Raw genomic sequence first — 20163 nt, forward strand, 5'->3', positions numbered from 1 at the left:
CTGCTCATGTCTATCATCGACTCACTGTTTGGGGAGTACGGCGGGGACCTTGCCATCGACCTTGGCACGGCCAACACGCTCGTGGCCGTGCGGGGCCAGGGGATCGTCATCAACGAGCCCTCGGTCGTCGCCATCGACAAGAGCGAGAGCCGCGTCCTGGCCGTTGGCGCCGACGCCAAGCGCATGATTGGCCGCACGCCCGGCTCCATCATCGCCGAGCGCCCGCTCAAGGACGGCGTCATCGCCGACTTCGACGTCACCGAGGTCATGCTGCGCTACTTCATCGAGAAGGCGCGCGAGCGCCGCTACCCGTGGAGCCCCCGGCCTCGCGTGGTTGTGTGCGTGCCGTCCGGCGTGACCTCCGTGGAGAAGCGCGCGGTCTTCGAGGCCACCATCCAGGCCGGCGCGCGTCAGGCCTACCTCATCGAGGAGCCGATGGCGGCCGCCATCGGCGCGGACCTGCCCATCGAGGACCCGACCGGCTCCATGGTCGTCGACATCGGCGGTGGCACCACCGAGGTCGCCGTCATCTCGATGGGCGGCATCGTCGTCGCCCAGTCCATCCGGACGGCTGGAGACGAGTTCGACCAGACGATCCTCCAGCACGTCCGCGATGCCTACAATCTCTCCATTGGCGAGCGCACCGCCGAGGACATCAAGATCAAGGTCGGCTCCGCGGCCCCGCTCGCCGAGGAGCTTGACGTCGAGGTCAACGGACGAGACGTCATGAGCGGACTGCCCAAGAGCGTCCGGATCGAGAGCGAGGAGATTCGTCGGGCGCTCGACCGCCCGCTTGACGAGGTCACGAAGGCCGTCAAGGACGCCCTCGACGTCACCCCGCCCGACCTCGCCTCGGACCTCATGTACTACGGCATCCTCCTCACTGGCGGCGGCGGTCTTCTGCGCGGTCTCGACCAGCGCCTGCGCGAGGAGACCGGCGTTCCCGTCAACGTGAGCCCCACGGCCCTCGAGAACGTCGTGAACGGGTGCGCGAAGGTCCTCGAGGCCAACGCGCTCTCGGGCGGCTTCGTCCAGAGCACGGGCCAGTAGGCGTGCCCCTCACCTCAGGCGGCCGGCCTCAGGCGCCGAGCCTCGGCAACAGCAGGCAGTCAACGGGCGGGCGGGCGCTCGTCATCTGCGCCGTTGTGTCGGTCGCGCTCTTCACCGTGAGCTGTCGCACGGGCGAGGGCGGCCCCCTCGGCATGGTCCGCGGCGCCTTCCAGACCGTCACCTCCCCGGTGCGCTATCTCGGCGCGACCGTGGCGGCGCCCTTCCAGGGGCTTGGCAACATCTTCACCAACCTCACCGCCGACCAGGCCACGCTCTCCGAGCTCCAGCAGGAAAACGACGAGCTCCGGGCGCGCAACGTCGAGCTCGAGGAGGACGCGCAGACCGCGCAGCGCCTCCAGGACCTGCTCGACCTGCGTGACGCGAACAGCCTCCAGTCCACGGCGGCGCGCATCATCTCTGGCTCGTCCGACTCCTGGAGCTCCACCGTGACCATCGACAAGGGCACGTCCTCGGGGCTTTCCGTAGGTATGCCCGTGACCTCCTCGAGCGGCGTCATCGGGCAGATCGTCGAGTGTGGCGCCACCACCTCGACGGTGCGCCTGCTCACGGACGAGAACTCATCGATATCGGCCATGGTGCAGTCGAGCCGTGCCCAGGGCATGATCGAGGGCTCGGCCACCGGTGAGGTCTCCCTCACGCTCATCCGCACAAATCAGGAGGTGAACGTCGGAGACGTCATCATCACGGGCGGCCTGGGCGGCGTCTTCCCGAAGGGGCTTCCCATCGGCCAGGTGACGAGCGTCGAGAACAACCCCGGAGACCTCTACCTCGACATCGTCGTCGAGCTCTTCGCCCGTACCGAGAGCTCCGAGGAGGTGCTCGTCATCACCTCGCTCAGCGAGGGGCAGCAGGCGAGCGCCGAGGACATCGCCGAGGCGGACGCGCAGGAAAGCACGGACACTCCGGCGGCCGACGACGGGTCTGCGGCCGACGACGGCCAGGGTGACGGGGAGGCCTCCGGCGAGGGTGCCGAGTCTCAGGGCGCCGACGCGGACGGAGCCCCTTCTGACGGGTCCTTGGAGTAGGGGGAGCCATGATCGTTGCCGACAAGAACCGCGACATGCGGACGCTCGTCGTCCTTGCCCTCATCTGCGGCGTGCTGCAGCTCTCCCTCGCCCCCAACCTCGGGCTCGGCAACGGGCGCGCCAACTTCGCCCTCGTCTTCTCGGCGTGCGTGTCCCTTACCGTCGGGGGCCGCCGCGGCGTGATCGCCGGGTTCTGCTCGGGGCTCTTCTTCGACCTCTCCACGACCGGCCCCGTCGGGCTCATGGCCTTCTGCCTCACCGTCTCCAGCTACCTGCTCGGCATGGAGGGGCGCGACCGCATGTCTGGTGACCTCGCCTTCTCCGTGGGGGCGTTCTCCGTCTTCGCGCTGGCCGTCTCGCTCGTCTATCACCTCGCCATGCTGCTCGTGGGCCAGGCCGACTCCCTCATCGACGTCGTCTTCCTGAGGACGCTCCCCACCGCCTTCCTCACGGTCGTCTTCTTCCTGCCCTTCGCCTACTACTTCTCGCGCCTGCGCTCCTCCGGTCCGAGCCTCGGCGGCTCGCGTCGCGGCAGCCACCTCACCACGAGGGGGCTCTAGGGGACCTATGGACCTCACGCTCGTCATCGTCATAGCCTGCGTCGTCGTAGCCGTGGCCCTCATCGCTGTCTTCGTCGTGTTTGGGCGCTCGGAGGCCAACTACACCTTCGACATCGGCGGCGCCGCCCCGAGGGCCTCGGGCGGCTCGGACTCCTCTGGCGACAAGACGCTCTCGGGACGCCTCGTCGGCCTCGCGGTCTTCGTCGGCGCCGCCTTCACCGCGCTGCTGGCCCGCCTCTGGTCCATGCAGCTCGTCTCGAGCGAGCAGTACGCCGAGCAGGCGGAGAGCAACAGCACCTCCACCGTCTACACGCAGGCGCCGCGCGGCCGCATCCTCGACCGCAACGGTCGCGAGATCGTCGGCAACCGTCCGAGCCTCACCGTGGTGGCAAGCTCGGACGTCCTGGACGACGACGTCGAGGTGCAGCTCCTCGGCAACCTCATCGGCATGCCGGCCCAGGCCGTCCGCCGCAAGATACAGGACACCTCGGAGGGGCAGCAGAGCCTGAGAACGGTCTCCGTGGACGTCTCGCGGCGCGTGGTCGCCTACATCGGGGAGCACCCCGAGGCCTTCCCGGGGGTCGAGGTGCAGGCGCGCACGCAGCGCTCCTACCCGTACGGCTCGCTCGCCGCGCACGTCGTGGGCTACACCGGCACCGTGACCCAGGAGCAGCTCGAGGCGAGCCAGGACGACTCCTCGGAGAGCTCGATCACCTACCGCTCCGGCGACATCGTGGGCCAGACCGGCGTCGAGGCGCAGTACGAAAGCGTGCTGCAGGGGGTTCGCGGCGAGCAGAAGGTCTACGTCGACGCCAGCGGCAACGTCCTGGAGTACTCGACCAACGTGGAGCCCCAGAGCGGCTCGGACCTCGTGCTCACGATCGACCTCGACATCCAGCGCGCCGCCGAGGAGTCCCTCGAGCGCGTCATGGGGGAGCTGCGCGACACGGGATACCCCGCCACGGGAGGCTGCGTCATCGCCGTCGACTGCACCAACGGCGAGGTCATCGCCATGGCGAGCGCGCCGACCTTCTCGCCGAACGTCTTCACCGGCGGCATCTCCACCACCGACTGGGAGGCTTTCCAGGCGGAGGACGCCCACTACCCGATGATGAACCGCGCCATTGCGGGACAGTACCCCTCCGGCTCGGTCATCAAGCCGCTCACCTCCTTCGCGGCGCTCGACTACGGCATCTGCAACACCGACTCGACCTGGTACTGCTCGGGCTGGTGGACCTGGGACGGCAACCCCAACTCGCTTCCCGTGATGAAGTGCTGGTGGGAGACGGGCCACGGCACGATGAGCCTTGCCGACGGCATCACCTACTCCTGCGACGTCGTGTTCTACGAGATCGGCAAGGGATTCTACAACACCGGCAGCGAGGGCATGCAGGAGACCTTCCGCCGCTACGGACTCGGCTCCCTCACCGAGATCGACCTGCCCGGCGAGGCCTCCGGCCGCGTCCCGGACGCGCAGTGGAAGTGGGACTACTTCAAGGGCCTCGGCTACTCCGACTCCGACGCCACCTGGCAGGGTGGCGACAACTGCAACATCGCCATAGGCCAGGGCGACATGCTCGTCACCGCCATCCAGATGGTGTGCGCCTACTGCAGCATCGCCAACGGCGGACCCGTCTGGCGCCCGCACGTCATGAAGGGCGTGCGTGCCAAGGTGGGGGACGGCTTCGTCTCCGAGTACAAGTGCGAGCAGATTCGCGACGTCGAGGAGGACCAGGCCTACCGTGACGTCATCGCCCAGGGCATGGAGGGCGTCATCTACCGCGAGGACCCCACGCAGGCCTCGCACTGGACCAACCTGGACGTCCCGGTGCGGGGCAAGACAGGCACGGCCGAGCAGCCGGGCGGGGACCCAATCGGCTGGTTTATCGCCTACGCCCCGGCGGACGACCCCAAGTACGTGATCGGCGGCAACATGGACCGCGTCCTGCAGGGCGCGAGCTCGGCCATGTACGTGGTGCGCGACGTCTTTGGCGCCATCTACGGGCAGCCGGACACCTCTTCGGCAACGACGACGATCGCGGACTAGCGAGAGGGGAGGCGGGACATGGCAACCGAGATGACCGGTCCGGGAACCCCCTCGGCGGGGCTCTCCTCGATCGCGCAGCGGGTCCGCCGCCGCGGAGGCGCCCACGTAAGCGGCCGCAAGGGGCCGCTCGACGGGGTCTACCTCAGCCAGCTCGTCCCCACGCTGCTCATCCTCGTGATCAGCGTGGCCAACATGTGGGTCTGCTCGCTTGCGCTTGACAACGTGAGCTTCCCGAACCACCTCGTGGGCATCGCCTTGGGGCTCGCTGCCGCGGCGGTGGTGTGGCGCTACGACTACCGTGCGCTCGCCAACATGACCACAGCCCTCTTCGTGCTTGCCTGCGTGCTCATGGTGCTGCCGCGCGTCCCGGGCCTCGGCGTCGAGGGCGGCTACGGCATGGTCGGCTGGGTGAGGATCGGCCCGCTAAGCTTCCAGCCCTCCGAGCCCGGCAAGATCGTGACCATCTTCCTCATGGCCTCGGCCTGCGCGCAGTACAACGGCAAGATCGACGACTTCAGGGACTACGCCAAGCTCTGCGGGACCCTGCTCGTGCCGCTGCTGCTCATCCTCTCGCTCGACCTCGGCACGGGCCTGGTGGTCTTCGTGCTCGGCGCCGCGGTCATCATCTGCAGCGGTGCCCCGCGCTCCTGGGTGCTCGGGACCGTGGCGCTGATCGTGGGTGCCGCCGCCTTCGTGGTCATCGAGTCGAGCATCGAGGGCATCCCGCACATCCTTCAGGAGTACCAGCTGACGCGCCTCACCGTCTTCATGAACCCCACGGCGGACGCCTCGGGCGACGGCTACAACCTGCTGCAGGCCATGATCGCGGTGGGCTCGGGGGGCCTTCTCGGAAAGGGCTTCGGCAACGCCTCCCAGGCGCTCTCCGGCTTCCTCCCGATGGCCGGAACGGACTTCATCTTCGCGACCTTCGCCGAGCAGTTCGGCTTCGTCGGCTCCGTCGTGCTTCTCGCCCTGTATGCGTGGATGATCCTGTCCACGGTCCTTCTGGCCATGAGGATGGAGTCGGCCTTCTCCAAGCTCGTGCTCGTGGGGTGCGCGGCGATGTGGACGTTCCAGGTCCTGGAGAGCGTGGGGATGTGCATCGGGATCATGCCGATCACGGGCATCCCGCTGCCCTTCATGACCTACGGTTCGTCCTCGATGGTGGTGCAGCTCGTGGCGGTGGGTATCGTGCAGTCCGTGTGGCGGCACCGGCAGAAGGCCGCCTAGGCGGCGCGTGGGATTTCGGGGCGTTGGGCCCCTGAGGGGAGACAAGGTGGCAAAAGGCGGCTGGACGGCGGCGCGCGTGGCGGAGGTGCTCTCCTCCGGTCGTGCCGCGATCAAGGGACGAGACGCGCGTGTGGCCCTGCACGTCCGCGTGGACCCCACGTGCCCGCACTCGCTCGCGTGCGCGGTGAGAGACGCGCTCGTCCCCGAGCGCCCGGGCGGTGTGGTCGAGGTCTGCTCGCTTGCGAGCGAGCCCGGCTCCGGCGCCGAGCCCGTCGACGCGGCGCTCGTGCTCGTAGGGGTGGACGCCGCCGCTGCGGTGGGCGTGGCCGCCTCCTACGCGCGCTCGGGGGTGAACGTGGCCTTCGTGGTCGAGGGCGCCCTCGACGCCCCCGAGGTGGAGCTCCCCGAACAGGCGGCGGCGCTCGTGGGGGTCGTCGCCGCCTCGAGCGCCGAGGCCCTTCCCGATCGCCTCGCGGCCTGGCTCGCGCGCGTCTGCGCCCACCCGCTCGCCCTGGCGGCCAACTTCCCGGCCTGCCGGCGCGCCGTGGTCGACGCGCTCGTCGCGCGCTGCGCGGTGGAGAACGCCGCGGTGGGCGCGATCTCCCTCATCCCGGGCTCCGACCTTCCCATCATGTGCGCCAACCAGGCCAAGCTCGCCCTCGACGTGGCCGCGGCCTACGGCCGGGGCGTCGACGCCTCGCGGGCTGCCGAGCTCGCCGGGGTCCTCGCGGGCGGCCTCACCTGGCGCGCGCTGGCCCGCGCGCTCGTGGGCGCGCTGCCGGGCGTCGGGGGGCTCGTCAAGGCCGGCGTCGGCTTCGGCGGGACGATGGCCGTCGGGCAGGCGCTGCGCCTACGCTTCGAGGCGGAGGACGCCCTTGCCGGCCGTGACGCGCATGAGGGGGCAACGGGCGAGGCCGCGCCGGTCCTTCTCGCCACCGCAGAGGACGCGGACGACGGCTACGTGACCATCGAGGGGGGTGCGGCATGAGGGCGCGCCGCGAGAGCCTCTTCCACCTGGTCGAGCCGCTGCTGCCGCACGTTGAGCACCCGGCCCGCTACCTGGACCACGAGTGGGGCTCCGTCCAGGGCCAGGACGGCCCCTTCCACATGGCCATGGTCTACGCCGACGTCTACGAGGTGGGCCAGCCGAACCTCGCCGTCTCCATCCTCTACAACGCCGTGAACGCGCAGGAGGGCATGAGCTGCGAGCGGTGCTTCCTGCCGTGGAAGGACATGGCCGCGCTCATGCGCGCGCACGGCGTCCCGCTGCTCTCCCTGGAGGCCGCAGCGCCCCTGGCCTCCTTTGACGCAATCGGCTTCACGCTCGCCCACGAGCTCATCGCCACCAACGTCCTCGAGGCCCTCGACCTGGCCGGGATCGTCCTGCGTGCCGCCGACCGCGACGAGGACGACCCAATCATCCTGGCCGGCGGCCCCTCCGCCTGGAACTGCGAGCCGCTTGCCCCCGCGCTCGACGCCGTCCTTCTGGGTGACGGCGAGGAGCACATCGTCGAGGTCTGCGCCTGCATCCGCGACGCGCGCGCCGAGGGCGCGAGCCGCCTCGAGATCCTGCGCAGGCTCGCGCGGGTGCCCGGCACCTACGTGCCCGCGCTCTACGACGTGGTGGTTGACGAGGGCGCCACGCGCTGGGGGCGCGCCGTGCCGCGCGCCGGGGAGGACGTGCCGGCGACGGTGCTCAAGCGCTGCCTGCAGGACTTTGCCGGGACCCCGGCCGTGGCGCAGCGGATCGTCCCGTACATGGGCATCGTGCAGGATCGCCTCTCCGTGGAGGTGCTGCGCGGCTGCGCGCGGGGCTGCCGCTTCTGCCAGGCCGGCATGACCTACCGGCCGGTCCGCGAGCGCCCGGCGGACCAGGTGGTCCCCTGCGCCGTCGAGGGGCTCCTCGCCAGCGGGCACAACGAGGTCTCGCTCACCTCGCTCTCCACGACCGACCACTCCCAGTGCGCCGAGATCCTCGACGGCATGAACCGGGCGCTTGCGGGGCGCGGCGTGCGCGTCTCAATCCCGTCGCAGCGCCTGGACTCCTTTGGCGTTGAGATGGCGGCCGCGGTGGCCGGCGGCAAGCGCGGCGGGCTCACCTTTGCGCCCGAGGCGGGCAGCCAGCGCCTGCGCGACGTCATCAACAAGAACGTCACCGAGCAGGACGTGGAGCGCGCGGCGAGAAACGCCTTCGAGAACGGCTGGCGGCGGATGAAGCTCTACTTCATGATGGGGCTCCCCACCGAGACGGACGAGGACGTGGTCGGCATAGCCCGCCTGTCCGAGCGCGTGCTCGAGATCGGGCGCGAGGTGGTGGGCGGCGGCCCCAAGAGCGGAGTGTCGGTCTCCATCTCCGTGGCGGTGCTCGTCCCCAAGGCGTTCACGCCCTTCCAGTGGCAGGGGCAGTGCCGCCCCGACGAGGTGCGCCGGCGCCAGCAGCTGCTGCTCTCAGAGATCCGCGACCGCGCGATCCGCGTCTCCTACCACGACGCCGGCGTCTCGCTCGTGGAGGGGGCGCTCTCGAGGATGGGCCGCGCCGGGTTCGACCTGCTGCTCGCCGCCCACGTACACGGCTGCTCCTTCGACGCCTGGACGAGCGAGTTCAGCCTCGAGGCATGGGAGGCGGCCGCGGCTGACTGCGGGCTCGACCTCGAGGACGTGGCCTGCGAGGAGTTCCCGCTCACGGCAGCGCTCCCGTGGGACCACACCTCTCCCGGCGTCTCCAAGGGCTTCCTGCAGCGCGAGTGGAGAAGGGCGGTGGAGGGCGTGACCACGCCCGACTGCACGCGCACGAGCTGCACCGGCTGCGGGGTCTGCCCGACGCTCGGCGTCCACAACGTCATCCAGGGGGTGCGCGCATGAGCCGCCGTCAGATCCAGCCGACCCCGGCTCGCCCGCAGGACCTGCCGACCAAGGCCGAGCTCGCGCGCCTGCGCGTTGAGTACGGCAAGGACGCGCGCCTGGCGTTTCTGGGGCACCTCGACCTCATCGGCACCGTGGAGCGCTGCGTGCGCCGCTCGGGGCTGCCGTTCTCCATCGGCAACGGCTTCGCGAGGCGGATGCGCATCCAGTTCTCGAGCGCGCTGCCGGTGGGGGCGAGCTCGGCCTGCGAGCTCTTCGACGTCCGCCTCACCGAGCGGGTGGGGGAGGACGAGGCCCTCGAGCGGCTGTCCGCGGCGACCCCGGCGGCGCTCGCGCCCCTGCGCTGCTCCTACGTGGACCCGCGGCTCCCGGCCCTGGAGGCCTGGCTGAACCGCGCCACCTGGGAGGTCGAGCTCCTGGGCGCCCCCTTCGGGACCGACGACCTCCTGTCCGGCATCGAGGCGGTGCGCGCCCGGGGAGAGATCTCCTACCTGCGTGGGGAGCGCAGGAAGCACGTGGACGTGGGCGCCACCCTCGTCGGCGTCGAGGAGGCGGGCGCGGGGAGGCTGCGCATCGAGACGCGCTCGACGCCGGCCGGCGCCCTCAGGCCGCAGGTCCTTCTCGACGCGGCGCGCGCCGAGAAGGACCTGGGAGCCCCGGAGGCCGTGAGGGTCAGGAGGGCCCTCCAGCGCCACGAGGGCGAAGATGGGCGTCTTGTGGAACCTTTCGGTCCCTTTGGCACTGAGGCCCCCACACCAGTATCCTGAGCAAGGTTCGCGTTGTCCGGCGCGGCCTGCAAACCGTCTTTTCCCTTACGGTCCCGCAGGTCACGGCAACTCCTCGTTGACGAGCCGCGACGGCGCTAGTAATATAAGCAACTGTTGCATCAACGCCAGCAATGAAGGGTTTCGCACATGTACGCTATCGTAGCAACTGGTGGCAAGCAGTATAAGGTTGCCAAGGGCGACGTCATCGACGTCGAGAAGCTCGACGCGCAGCCTGGCGACAAGGTCGAGCTCCCCGTCCTTCTCCTGAACGACGGCGACAAGACCATCGTTGGCTCTGCCCCGCTCCAGGACAAGAAGGTCACTGCCGAGGTCGTCGAGCAGTTCAAGGGCGAGAAGGTCCTCGTCTTCAAGTTCAAGAAGCGCAAGCGCTACAGCCGCACCAAGGGTCACCGTCAGAACCTGACGAAGCTCAAGGTTGTCGAGCTCCCCGCGTAAGTTTCCCACCTCGGTTCTTTTCAGAAGGCAGGTACCACCATGGCTCACAAGAAAGGCCTCGGCTCGTCCCGTAACGGCCGTGACTCGCAGGCTCAGCGCCTCGGCACCAAGCGCTATGCCGGCCAGTTCGTGAAGGCTGGCGAGATTCTCGTCCGTCAGCGCGGCACGCATATCCACCCCGGTGACAACGTCGGCATCGGCAAGGACGACACGCTCTTCGCCCTGACTGCCGGCACCGTGGAGTTCACCAAGGGCGTCAAGCACAAGGTGCACGTCCGCGAGGCCTAAAGCCCTCAACGGAGATTGCATGACTGGGCCCCGGCACGTGCCGGGGCCCTTTTTGTGCCCGGGGCGCTGCGGCGGGTTGGACGCCCGTCGGCGGTTGCCGTACCATGGGAGCCTGACCAAAGGAGACGCATGGAGAACACGTTCACCGACCTCTCACACATCAACGTGCGCGGCGGCGACGGAGGCGCGGGCTGCATGTCCTTCCGCCGCGAGGCGTTCGTGCCCAAGGGCGGACCGGACGGCGGCGACGGAGGCCGGGGCGGCTCCGTGATCGTGGAGGCCGACCCCCAGCTCTCGTCACTCATCGACTACCGCTACAAGCACCACTTCCGCGCCGAGCGCGGCACGCACGGCCAGGGCGCGCGGCGCCACGGGCGCGACGGCGCCGACCTCGTGCTGCGCGTCCCGGTGGGCACCGTGGTGCGCGAGCTCGACCCGGCCACCCAGACCCCCGCCTACGACATCGCCGACCTCACGCTGCCCGGCGAGCGCGTGGTCGTGGCCCCCGGGGGTGCCGGCGGGCGCGGAAACATCCACTTCGTCACCTCCGTGCGCCGCGCCCCGGCCTTTGCCGAGAAGGGCGAGCCGGCCCAGGAGCACTGGATCGAGCTCGAGATGAAGCTCATGGCCGACGCGGCGCTCGTCGGCATGCCCTCGGTGGGCAAGAGCTCGATCATCGCCCGCATCAGCGCCGCGCGGCCCAAGATCGCCGACTACCCCTTCACGACGCTCGTCCCTAACCTGGGCGTCGCCCGCGCGGCGAGCGGCCAGTCCTTCGTCGTCGCGGACGTCCCCGGCCTCATCGAGGGCGCGAGCGAGGGCCGCGGCCTCGGCCACCAGTTCCTGCGCCACATCGAGCGCACCGCGCTCATCCTGCACGTCGTCGACGTGACGGGCGGCTACGAGGGCCGCGACGTCGAGGACGACTACCGCACCATTAACGACGAGCTCGCCGCCTACGCCGCGGAGCTCGCGAGCCGCCCGCAGATCGTCGTGGCCAACAAGTGCGACCTGCCCGGGACCGAGGAGGCCACGGAGCGCCTGCGCGCGCTCGCGGAGGCGGACGGCAGGCCCTTCTTCGCCGTCTCGGCGGCAACCGGTGCCGGCCTCGATGCGCTCGTCTCCTCGTGTGCCGCGGAGGTCGCGCACCTGCGCGCCGCGGCGGCCCAGAGCGGACCTGCCGTCGACCTCTCCGAGCGCTGGGAGCGCGAGCGCGAGCGCCGCGACCGCCAGATCCGCGTGCGGCGCGAGGAGCGCCACGCCTGGCGCGTCTCCGGCACGCAGGTGGAGCGCATGGTCGTCCAGACCGACTGGGAAAACGACGAGGCCGTGGCCTACCTGCAGCACCGCTTCGACCGCTGCGGCCTCGACGACGCGCTCGCCAAGGCGGGCGCCGTCAACGGCGACGAGGTCCGCATCCTCGAGATGTCGTTCACCTACGAGGGCGGCGCCGAGGCCGACGACTTCGACGAGCTGCCCGACGACGAGCTCGTCGAGGCTCCCGGGACGCCGGACGGGGAGGACTAGCATGGCCGCCCCCGCGCTCGTGGTCGCCAAGGTCGGCTCGTCGACGCTCGTGGACGAAACGGGCGCCCTCGACGCCGCCTTCGTCCGCGAGCTCTGCGACCAGGTCGCGCGCCTCATGGCGGCCGGCACCCGCGTGGTGGTGGTCTCCTCGGGCGCCGTGGCGGCCGGCCGCGACGTCCTCGGCTTCTCCGAGCGCCCGACGGACATGGCGAGCCTGCAAGCCTGCGCCGCAGCCGGGCAGGCGCGCCTCACGCAGGCCTACGCCGACGTGCTCGCCGAGCGCGGCATCCCGTGCGCGCAGGTGCTGCTCACCCGGCGCGACGTCATGGACCGCGAGGCGTTCCTGAGCGCGCGCACCACGCTGACGCGCCTTCTCGAGCTCGGCGCGGTGCCCGTGGTCAACGAGAACGACACCATCTCGACGGCCGAGTTTGCCTTCGGCGACAACGACATGCTCGGCGCGCTCGTGGCGGCCCTTGCGGGCGCCGAACTCTACGTCATCCTGTCCGACGTCGACGGGCTCTACACCGCGAACCCGCAGGAGGACCCGGACGCCCGCCTCATCGAGCGCGTGAGCGAGGTGGACCACGCCATCACGGCCATGGCCGGCGGCGCCGGCACCTCCTTCGGCACGGGCGGGATGTCCTCCAAGCTCCGTGCCGCGCGCGCCATGCTCGCCGCAGGCGTGCCCACCGTGATCTGCCGCGGACGGCGCCCGGACGCCCTTGTGGACGTGGCGTCCGGTCAGCCCGTCGGCACCCGCTTCGAGGCCCCTGCCGGCGCGCCGCACGAGGGCGGCCGCAAGCTCTGGATCGGCCTTGCCGAGGTGCCGCGCGGCACCATCGCGCTCGACGCCGGCGCCGAGCGCGCGGTGCTCGAGCGCGGGGCCTCGATCCTGCCGGTGGGCGTGGCGTCCACGAGCGGCACCTACGCCGCCGGGGACGTGGTCTCGGTGACCACGGAGTCCGGCGAGCTCATCGGGCGCGGCATCGCCCGCTACTCCTCGGAGGACATGCAGCGCGTGCGGGGCCTGCGCCTGGACGTCATCGCGCGCTTCCTCGGCGAGGCGGGCGCCCAGCCGGCCGTGCACCGAGACGACCTGCTCGTGTTCTGAGAGACCAACGTGAGGGGAGAGACCATGTCAGAGGCACTGAGGAAGGCACAGCTCGCCCGGGACGCCGCGCCCGCGCTCGCCGCGGCGGCGGCCGGCGTGCGATCGGGAGCCATCGCGGCCGCCGGGCGCCTCATCCTCGAGCGTGCCGACGAGATCTGCGCCGCCAACGCCCGCGACCTCTCGCGCGCCCGGGCGGCGGGCATGAGTGCGCCGCTCCAGGACCGTCTGCTGCTCGACCATGCGCGTCTTGCGTCCATCGCCTCCTCGCTCGAGGAGATCTCGCGCCAGGCGGACCCGCTCGGGCGCGTGCTGGGCGGCTCGACGCTCGCCTGCGGGGCGCGCGTCGAGCAGGTCCGCGTGCCGCTCGGCGTGGTCGCCATCGTCTACGAGGCGCGCCCCAACGTCACGGCCGACGCCTTCGCCCTCTGCGTGCGCTCCGGCAACGCCTGCGTCCTCAAGGGAGGGTCTGCGGCCAATGAGTCGTGCGCCGCGCTCGCCGCCGCCTGCGCCGACGCGCTCGCCGAGGCGGGCCTGCCCGTGGGCGCCGTGCAGTACGTGGCCGACGACGCGGCCCACACCGAGACCGCCGCGCTCATCCGCGCCCGCGGCCTCGTCGACGTGCTCATCCCGCGCGGCGGCGCCTCGCTCATCCGCTCCTGCGTGGAGGGCGCCACGGTGCCCGTCATCGAGACCGGCACCGGCAACTGCCACATCTACCTGCACCGCGACGCTGACGTCCAGAAGGCGGTGGACATCGTCGTCAACGCCAAGTGCAGCCGTCCCGGCGTCTGCAACGCCGCCGAGTCCCTGCTCGTGGACGCCTGCGCCGCCGAGCGCCTCCTGCCGCCCGTCCTTCTCGCCCTCTCCGGGCACGGGGTCGAGCTCGTGGGGGACGCCCGCGCCCGTCAGGTGGCCGAGGCCGCCGGCGTGGCCATGGGGGAGGCGAGCGAGGAGGACTGGGGCACCGAGTATTTGGACCTCAAGATGAGCGTCGCGTGCGTGGAGGACGTCGACGCCGCCGTCGCGCACGTCAACCGCTACAGCACGCACCACTCCGAGGCCATCGTGAGCGAGTCCTACGCCGCCTGCGAGCGCTTCCTGGCGGGCGTCGACTCGGCGGCCGTCTACGCCAACGCCTCCACGCGCTTTACTGACGGCGGCGTCTTCGGGCTGGGCGGCGAGATCGGCATCTCCACGCAGAAGCTCCACGCCCGCGGCCCGATGGGGGCCGAGGCCCTCACCACCACCAAGTACGTGGTCCGCGGGGAGGGGCAGGTCCGATGAGCGTGGACGCCTCCGCCCTGCGCGCCGCCGACCTGCCGGTCCTGGGGCTCGACGGCGCCCGCACCTACCGGCTCGGTATCATGGGCGGCACCTTCGACCCGATCCACTACGGCCACCTCGTCGCCGCCGAGCAGGCCTTCGACGACCTCGGGCTCGACCTCGTGGTGTTCATGCCGGCGGGACGCCCCGCCTTCAAGCAGGGCAGGGACGTCACCTCGGGGGAGGAGCGCTTCGCGATGACGCTTCTGGCCACCGCGGACAACCCCCACTTCGTGGCCTCGCGCTTCGAGGTCGACCGCGCGGGCGTCACCTACACCGCCGACACGCTGCGGCTGCTCCGCGCGCTCTACCCGGATAACGTCGAGTTCTACTTCATCACCGGCGCCGACGCCATCACCGAGATCGTCACGTGGCGAGACGCCGCCGACATCGCCCGGCTCGCCCACCTCGTGGCGGCCACGCGCCCCGGCTACGACCTCGACCGCGCCTGGGACACCATCGCCGCCTCGGGACTCGACTTCGACGTCACCTACCTCTCCGTGCCCGCGCTCGCCATCTCCTCGAGCTACCTGCGCGAGCGCCTAGGCGCCGGGCAGGGCCTGCGCTACCTCACGCCCGACCCCGTGACCGGCTACCTGCACAAGCACGGCCTCTACGGGGCGCCGCGCAACCGCTACGGCCAGACCGAGGAGGTGGTCGCGTGAGCGGCTCCGGCAAGGCGAGAAGGGCCGGCGAGCGGAAGGCGGACCGCCCCGAGTACACGGACGCCCAGCGGGCCCTGCTCGGGCGCATCGAGGCCGACGTGCGCGCGCATCTCGCGCCCAAGCCGCGTCGGCTCGCCCACTCGCTCTCCGTGGCGTCGACCGCCGAGTCCCTTGCCCGGACCTACGGCACCGACCCCTTCCTCGCACGCTGCGCGGGGCTCCTGCACGACTGGGAGAAGGTCGCCTCCGGCGCCGAGCAGGAGGCGCGCGCCCGCGAGCTCGGCATCGACCTGGGCGTCGACCTTGCGCTCGTGAGGCCGCTCCTGCACGGGATCATCGCCGCGCGCGAGCTGCCGGCGCGCTACCCTGAGCTTCCCGGCGAGGTCTGGCGGGCCATCGCGGTCCACACTACGGCCGCGTCCGAGATGGGGCCGCTCGACGAGGTGCTCTTCGTGGCCGACGGCATCGAGCCGCTGCGCCCCTCCACCCCCGGCATCGAGCGGACGCGCTCGCTGGTGGGCGAGCTTCCCCTCGACGACCTCTTCTGGGAGTCCTTCGTGGGCGGCATCGTCTACGTCCTCGAGGGAGGGCGCTACCTCTATCCCGGCACCATCGACGTGTACAATGCTCTCGCGGCCGCCCGTGCCGCCACCAACGCGTAAGGAGACTGCATGCCCTCAACCCCGTTCGAGCTCGCCCGCGTCGCCGCGCTTGCGGCAGACTCCAAGAAGGCGGGAGACATCGTCCTTCTCGACCTCTCGACCATGACGGACGTCTGCGACTACTTCCTCATCTGCACCGGCGACAACGCCCGCCAGGTCGACGCCATCGTCGACGAGGTCCGCGAGAAGGTGAGCGCCAACTGCGGCGTGTCCCCGCTCTCCTGCGAGGGCCGCGAGGGCCTCTCCTGGGTGCTCATCGACTACGGCTCGGTGGTCGTGCACGTTTTCCGTCCCGAGACGCGCGACTACTACCGCCTGGAGTCCCTCTGGGCCGACGCCCCACGCGTCGAGCTCGGGCTCGAGGACTAGCCCCGCGCGTCGTCCGCGCCGCGCGGGCCCCTGACGCGCATAATGGTCCCATGGGAAGAGACGGCGAGAAGAACCTCGAGGCAGGGCCGGGCGCGCTCACGTGGGAGGGCCCGGCGATAGGCCTGCTTGACCTCGACGCGTTCTTCGCCTCCGTCGAGCAGCTCGACCACCCCGAGTGGCGGGGGAGGCCCGTCATCGTAGGCGGGTCCGCCGAGCGGCGCGGCGTGGTCTCCACGGCCTCCTACGAGGCCCGGCGCTTCGGCGTCCATTCGGCCATGCCCTCGGCCACCGCGCGGCGCCTCTGCCCCCAGGCCATCTGGACGCAGGGCAACTACGCCCGCTACCGCGAGATGAGCGACAAGGTGATGGCCATCCTCGACGCCGAGACCCCGCTCGTGGAGCAGGTCTCCATCGACGAGGCCTTCTTCGACGTCACGCCGGGGCGCTTCTCGCGCGAGAGCCCCGTGGCGATCTGTCGGCGGGTCCAGCGGAACGTGAGCGAGCTCGGCGTGACCTGCTCGATTGGCATCGGCGTCAACAAGACCGTGGCGAAGATCGCCTCGGAGCGAGAGAAGCCCCGCGGCCTCACCGTGGTTCTGCCCGGCACGGAGCGTGCCTTCCTCGCGCCGCTGCCGGTGGGCGCGATGAGCGGGGTGGGGCCCGCCACGGAGCGGCGGCTCGAGCAGATGGGCGTCCGCACGCTCGGCGAGCTCTCCCGCGTGGACGAGGGAGTGCTCAGGCGCGCGTTCGGCGTGCTCGGGCCCCGTATGGCACTGCGCGCGGCGGGCCTCGAGCGCAGCCAGGTGGCCGAGGCCGCCGCGCCGGAGGCCGCCAAGTCCGTCTCGAACGAGCGCACCTTCGAGCGCGACCTCACCTCCGAGGACGAGGTCCGCGCGGCGGTGCGCCACGTGGCATCGGTCGTGGGGCGCCGCCTGCGCCGCAAGGGCCTGCGCGGCCGCACGGTGACCCTCAAGGTGAAGTACGACGCCACGCGGGGCCGGACCGCCCAGCACCGCCTTGCCGCGCCGACCGACGACGAGCGCGTCTTCGGGGAGGCCGCGGTCGCCCTGCTCGGGGAGCTCTGGAACCCGGGGGAGCACGTCAGGCTGATCGGCGTGGGCGTCTCGGGCTTTGACGAGGACGCCCCGGAGCAGCTGAGCCTGTTTGGGGACGGGCCCCAGGACGAGCAGGAGGGCGCGCCCCGCGCGCGAGACCGCTCGGCGCTCGGGCGCGTGACCGACGAGCTGCGCGAGCGCTTCGGGGAGGGCGCCGTGGGCTACGGCCGGGACCTGCGCTTCAAGGGGCACACCTCGGACACCATGCCGATGCACAAGGATGCGTTCTAGCGGTACGGCGGTGGGCGCGGCGGCGGGCCCGAGGCCCTTCTCGCCTAGAGGGTGACCTCGAAGGTGGTGCCGTTGGCATCGGTGGAGCGCGCCGAGATCTTTCCGCCCATGGACTCGACGAGGCTCTTGGCGATGGCGAGCCCGAGCCCGAAGCCGCCCGAGGACTGGCGCTCGCGCGCGTCGTCGGTGCGGTAGAAGCGGTCGAAGAGGTGCGCGAGGTCCTCGGGCGCAATCGTCTCCCCGCGGTTGTTAACGGTGAGGCGCGCCCGGCGCCCCTCGCGGGAGAGGCCCACGCGGACCGGCGTGCCGCGGTCGGCGTACTTGGTCGCGTTGTCGAGCAGCGTGCGCACCACGCGCCGCAGCTGCTCGGGGTCCCCGGTCACGGTGACGCCGTCGGCGAGCGCGCACTCGATCGAGCAGCCCCGCTCGAAGGCCACCGCGTCGAACTCGAGCGCGCAGCCGGAGACGAGCGCGCTCAGGTCGACCGCCTGGGAGGCGCCCGCAGACCGCGTGCCGGAGGCCTCCTGCTCGTCGGCGCGCGCGAGCGTGAGCAGGTCCTCCACGAGCCCCTTCATGTGCGTGACCTCCTCCGAGGTGCTGTGCACCCAGCGGCGGGCCTCCTTAGGCACGCCCCCGTCCGCCTCGAGGATCTGGGTGTTCGCCAGGATCACCGCAAGCGGGGTCTTGAGCTCGTGGGAGGCGTCGGAGACGAAGCGGCGCTGCTGCTCCCAGGCGCGCTCGACGGGCCTGAGCGCCCACCCGGACAGGAGGTAGGCCACCACGAAGAGCGCCCCCATCGAAACGAGGAAGATCACGAGGTCGCTTATGGCCTGGGCGCGCAAGGTCGCGTCACGCGTGTAGGTGTCCACGAGCGCCACGCGCCAGCCCCAGGCATGGCGCGAGCGCGCCCACGAGATGGGGTAGTCCTCGCTGTGCCCCTCGTCCGAGGAGCTCGAGAGCACCTCCACGAGCACGTCGCTCAGCGTGGAGTCGGGGACGCTCAGGAGGTGGTTGCTGCGCATCCCGGTGGTGCCGTCCCAGTAGAGGTCAAGTGTGATGGTGAGGGCGACGTCTGCGCCCTGCTCGCCGGTGACGTCGCCGAGCTCGGCGTTCTGGATGTCGCCCGCCAGGGCGCGCTGGAGCACCTTGGCGGTCTGCGCGTGGAGGGTCGCGGCGTTGGAGAGCAGGGAGAAGCCGAGCACGCCCGCGAGCACCAGGCCCACGAGCGCCATCGTGATGGCTATGAGCTCCCTGCGAAGCCGTGCGAGCACCGGGGCCCCTCTCTGCCGGGGCCTACGCGCCGAAGACCTCGAGGCGGTAGCCGAGCATCCTCAGCGTGGTGATCTGGACCTTCGAGCCGATGTGGGCGAGCTTCTTGCGCAGGAAGGAGACGTAGGCCTCCACGGAGTTCTCGGAGGCGTCAGAGCTGCCCCAGACGCGGGCGAGCAGGTCCTGCTTGGAGACGACGCGGGCGTTCGAGCTCATGAGGATGCTCATCACCTCGAACTCCTTGCCGGACAGGTGCACGGAGGCGTCGCCGCAGGAGAGGTCGTGGGTGGCCAGGTCGAGCTTGACGTCTGCAAAGGTGATCTCGTCGAGCATCACGTCTCCGCGACGACGGGTGATGGCGCGCAGGCGGGCGAGGAGCTCGGGCGCCTCGAAGGGCTTGGTCATGTAGTCGTCCGCCCCGGCGTCGAGGCCGCGGACCTTGTCCTCGGTGGAGGTGCGCGCGGTCAGCAGCAGCACCGGCACCGAGACGCCCTGGCGGCGCATCTCGTGGACGAGCTCGCAGCCGTCCATGCCGGGAAGCATCATGTCAAGCACCACGGCGTCGTAGGAGCCGGACAGCGCCGCCCTCAGGCCCGCCTTGCCGTCGTAGACGGCCTCGGCGTGGTAGGAGTCCCCCTCGAGGATGTGGACGATGGCGTCCGCAAGGTTGCGCTCGTCCTCTACGACCAGTATGTTCATGGGCGTTCCTCCGATCATGGCGTGAGCCGGGCGGGTGCTCGTTCTCGCTGCTATCCTACCCACCGCCCCTGAATTTCATCTGAATGGCCACCGCGCGCTCAGGGCTTCTGGCCTGACGTTCACAAAAACTGCACCTTGCGGCACCTTTGAAGAGTCGTATGATAGATAACTGTTTTGTGGCCTAGCGGTGCGGCCAACTACCTATAGCCACGCGCACCGCACGTATGGAGGAGTTTTCATTGGCAGTCAAGATTCGCCTGGCCCGTCACGGTGCCAAGAAGCGTCCGTACTATCGCGTCGTCGTCGCCGACGGCCGCATGCCGCGCGACGGCCGCTACATCGAGCTGGTCGGCCGCTACAACCCGCTGACCGACCCCAAGGTGATTGACATCAACCTCGAGAAGGTCGACGAGTGGATCGCCAAGGGCGCCCAGCCCACCAGCGCCGTCTCCCACCTCATCGAGATCGCCCGCGGCGAGAAGCCCGAGGTCGAGAAGAAGGTCAAGATCTCGAAGAAGGCTGCCGCCAAGGCCGCCGCGGCCGCCGAGGCCGCTGAGGCCGAGGCTGACGCCGAGTAGGCAGGCCCCCATGGAGACCACCGACGAAGAGCTCGTGGGGCCGGAGGAGGAGACCGAGCTCCCCTCCGACCGCGTGGCGGACCTCGTCGAGTACATCGTCTGCGGCCTCGTCGACGACCAGGGCGCCGTCTCCCTTGACGTGACCGACGGGGACGAGGGCGCGCTGATCGAGGTCAGCTGCTCCGAGGAGGACGCCGGTCGCGTCATCGGGCGCAAGGGCCGCACCATCAAGGCGATTCGCACGCTCGCGCGCGCCCTCGGGCAGCGCGTGGGCACCTCGGTCGAGGTAGAGGTCATAGGCTAAG

21 protein-coding genes are annotated in these 20163 nt (G+C 70.8%); 19 read left to right on the top strand and 2 right to left on the bottom strand.

Annotated elements, in window-relative coordinates:
* The first annotated feature begins 6 nt into the window (after positions 1-6).
* From H9X80_RS00735 to dinB, 17 genes are all read left to right on the top strand, one after another.
* Positions 7-1050 carry a rod shape-determining protein gene (locus H9X80_RS00735; protein ID WP_204792428.1) on the top strand — a complete coding sequence of 348 codons (1044 nt, stop codon included), beginning with the start codon at positions 7-9 and terminating at the stop codon, positions 1048-1050.
* Between the two features lie 2 nt (positions 1051-1052).
* Positions 1053-2096 (top strand): rod shape-determining protein MreC, encoded by a 1044-nt coding sequence (gene mreC, locus H9X80_RS00740; protein ID WP_204792429.1) that lies wholly within the window; start codon positions 1053-1055, stop codon positions 2094-2096.
* Between the two features lie 8 nt (positions 2097-2104).
* The gene (gene mreD, locus H9X80_RS00745) at positions 2105-2656 is read left to right on the top strand and encodes a rod shape-determining protein MreD (RefSeq protein WP_204792430.1); all 552 of its coding nucleotides are present in this window, start codon (positions 2105-2107) and stop codon (positions 2654-2656) included.
* A 7-nt stretch (positions 2657-2663) separates the two neighbouring features.
* Complete coding sequence (mrdA, locus tag H9X80_RS00750) at positions 2664-4703, top strand: penicillin-binding protein 2 (RefSeq protein ID WP_204792431.1); 2040 nt, start codon at positions 2664-2666, stop codon at positions 4701-4703.
* 18 nt (positions 4704-4721) lie between these two features.
* On the top strand, positions 4722-5933 hold the full coding sequence (locus H9X80_RS00755) for an FtsW/RodA/SpoVE family cell cycle protein (RefSeq protein WP_204792432.1): 1212 nt from the start codon (positions 4722-4724) through the stop codon (positions 5931-5933).
* Between the two features lie 46 nt (positions 5934-5979).
* On the top strand, positions 5980-6921 hold the full coding sequence (locus H9X80_RS00760; RefSeq protein WP_204792433.1) for a hypothetical protein: 942 nt from the start codon (positions 5980-5982) through the stop codon (positions 6919-6921).
* Complete coding sequence (locus tag H9X80_RS00765) at positions 6918-8795, top strand: TIGR03960 family B12-binding radical SAM protein (RefSeq protein ID WP_204792434.1); 1878 nt, start codon at positions 6918-6920, stop codon at positions 8793-8795. Before H9X80_RS00760 ends, H9X80_RS00765 begins: the two co-directional genes overlap by 4 nt.
* Positions 8792-9562 carry a TIGR03936 family radical SAM-associated protein gene (locus H9X80_RS00770; RefSeq protein ID WP_204792435.1) on the top strand — a complete coding sequence of 257 codons (771 nt, stop codon included), beginning with the start codon at positions 8792-8794 and terminating at the stop codon, positions 9560-9562. Before H9X80_RS00765 ends, H9X80_RS00770 begins: the two co-directional genes overlap by 4 nt.
* Before the next feature lie 147 nt (positions 9563-9709).
* A complete protein-coding gene (gene rplU, locus H9X80_RS00775; RefSeq protein WP_204792436.1) occupies positions 9710-10018 on the top strand; it encodes a 50S ribosomal protein L21 in 309 nt (102 codons plus the stop codon).
* 39 nt (positions 10019-10057) lie between these two features.
* Positions 10058-10306 carry a 50S ribosomal protein L27 gene (gene rpmA, locus H9X80_RS00780; RefSeq protein WP_204792437.1) on the top strand — a complete coding sequence of 83 codons (249 nt, stop codon included), beginning with the start codon at positions 10058-10060 and terminating at the stop codon, positions 10304-10306.
* A gap of 129 nt (positions 10307-10435) precedes the next feature.
* Entirely contained in the window at positions 10436-11833 is a 1398-nt protein-coding gene (gene obgE, locus H9X80_RS00785) for a GTPase ObgE (protein ID WP_204792438.1), read from the top strand.
* A gap of 1 nt (position 11834) precedes the next feature.
* Positions 11835-12947, top strand: coding sequence for a glutamate 5-kinase (proB, locus tag H9X80_RS00790; protein WP_204792439.1), 1113 nt, complete (start codon positions 11835-11837; stop codon positions 12945-12947).
* A 24-nt stretch (positions 12948-12971) separates the two neighbouring features.
* Positions 12972-14231: a glutamate-5-semialdehyde dehydrogenase gene (locus H9X80_RS00795; protein WP_204792440.1), complete on the top strand. Its 1260-nt coding sequence runs from the start codon at positions 12972-12974 to the stop codon at positions 14229-14231.
* Complete coding sequence (gene nadD, locus H9X80_RS00800; RefSeq protein ID WP_204792441.1) at positions 14228-14935, top strand: nicotinate-nucleotide adenylyltransferase; 708 nt, start codon at positions 14228-14230, stop codon at positions 14933-14935. Before H9X80_RS00795 ends, nadD begins: the two co-directional genes overlap by 4 nt.
* Positions 14932-15597, top strand: a complete 666-nt coding sequence (locus H9X80_RS00805; protein WP_204792442.1) for an HD domain-containing protein — start codon at positions 14932-14934, stop codon at positions 15595-15597. Before nadD ends, H9X80_RS00805 begins: the two co-directional genes overlap by 4 nt.
* Positions 15598-15606: 9 nt before the next feature.
* The gene (rsfS, locus tag H9X80_RS00810; RefSeq protein WP_204792443.1) at positions 15607-15966 is read left to right on the top strand and encodes a ribosome silencing factor; all 360 of its coding nucleotides are present in this window, start codon (positions 15607-15609) and stop codon (positions 15964-15966) included.
* 50 nt (positions 15967-16016) lie between these two features.
* Positions 16017-17312: a DNA polymerase IV gene (dinB, locus tag H9X80_RS00815; RefSeq protein ID WP_204792444.1), complete on the top strand. Its 1296-nt coding sequence runs from the start codon at positions 16017-16019 to the stop codon at positions 17310-17312.
* Positions 17313-17356: 44 nt separating this feature from the next.
* Here the strand turns inward: dinB and H9X80_RS09315 are convergent, their stop codons facing one another.
* Complete coding sequence (locus H9X80_RS09315; protein WP_204792445.1) at positions 17357-18583, bottom strand: ATP-binding protein; 1227 nt, start codon at positions 18581-18583, stop codon at positions 17357-17359.
* A gap of 22 nt (positions 18584-18605) precedes the next feature.
* Positions 18606-19280 carry a response regulator transcription factor gene (locus tag H9X80_RS00825; protein WP_204792446.1) on the bottom strand — a complete coding sequence of 225 codons (675 nt, stop codon included), beginning with the start codon at positions 19278-19280 and terminating at the stop codon, positions 18606-18608.
* Between the two features lie 239 nt (positions 19281-19519).
* Here H9X80_RS00825 and rpsP point away from each other — a divergent pair, with 239 nt between their 5' ends.
* Both rpsP and H9X80_RS00835 read left to right on the top strand, forming a co-directional pair.
* Positions 19520-19858: a 30S ribosomal protein S16 gene (gene rpsP / locus H9X80_RS00830; RefSeq protein WP_204792447.1), complete on the top strand. Its 339-nt coding sequence runs from the start codon at positions 19520-19522 to the stop codon at positions 19856-19858.
* A 10-nt stretch (positions 19859-19868) separates the two neighbouring features.
* Positions 19869-20162, top strand: a complete 294-nt coding sequence (locus H9X80_RS00835; RefSeq protein WP_204792448.1) for a KH domain-containing protein — start codon at positions 19869-19871, stop codon at positions 20160-20162.
* The last annotated feature ends 1 nt before the right edge of the window (position 20163 follow it).

It is taken from the genome of Olsenella profusa, from assembly GCF_016900315.1.
Taxonomy (GTDB): Bacteria; Actinomycetota; Coriobacteriia; order Coriobacteriales; family Atopobiaceae; genus Thermophilibacter; species Thermophilibacter profusus_A.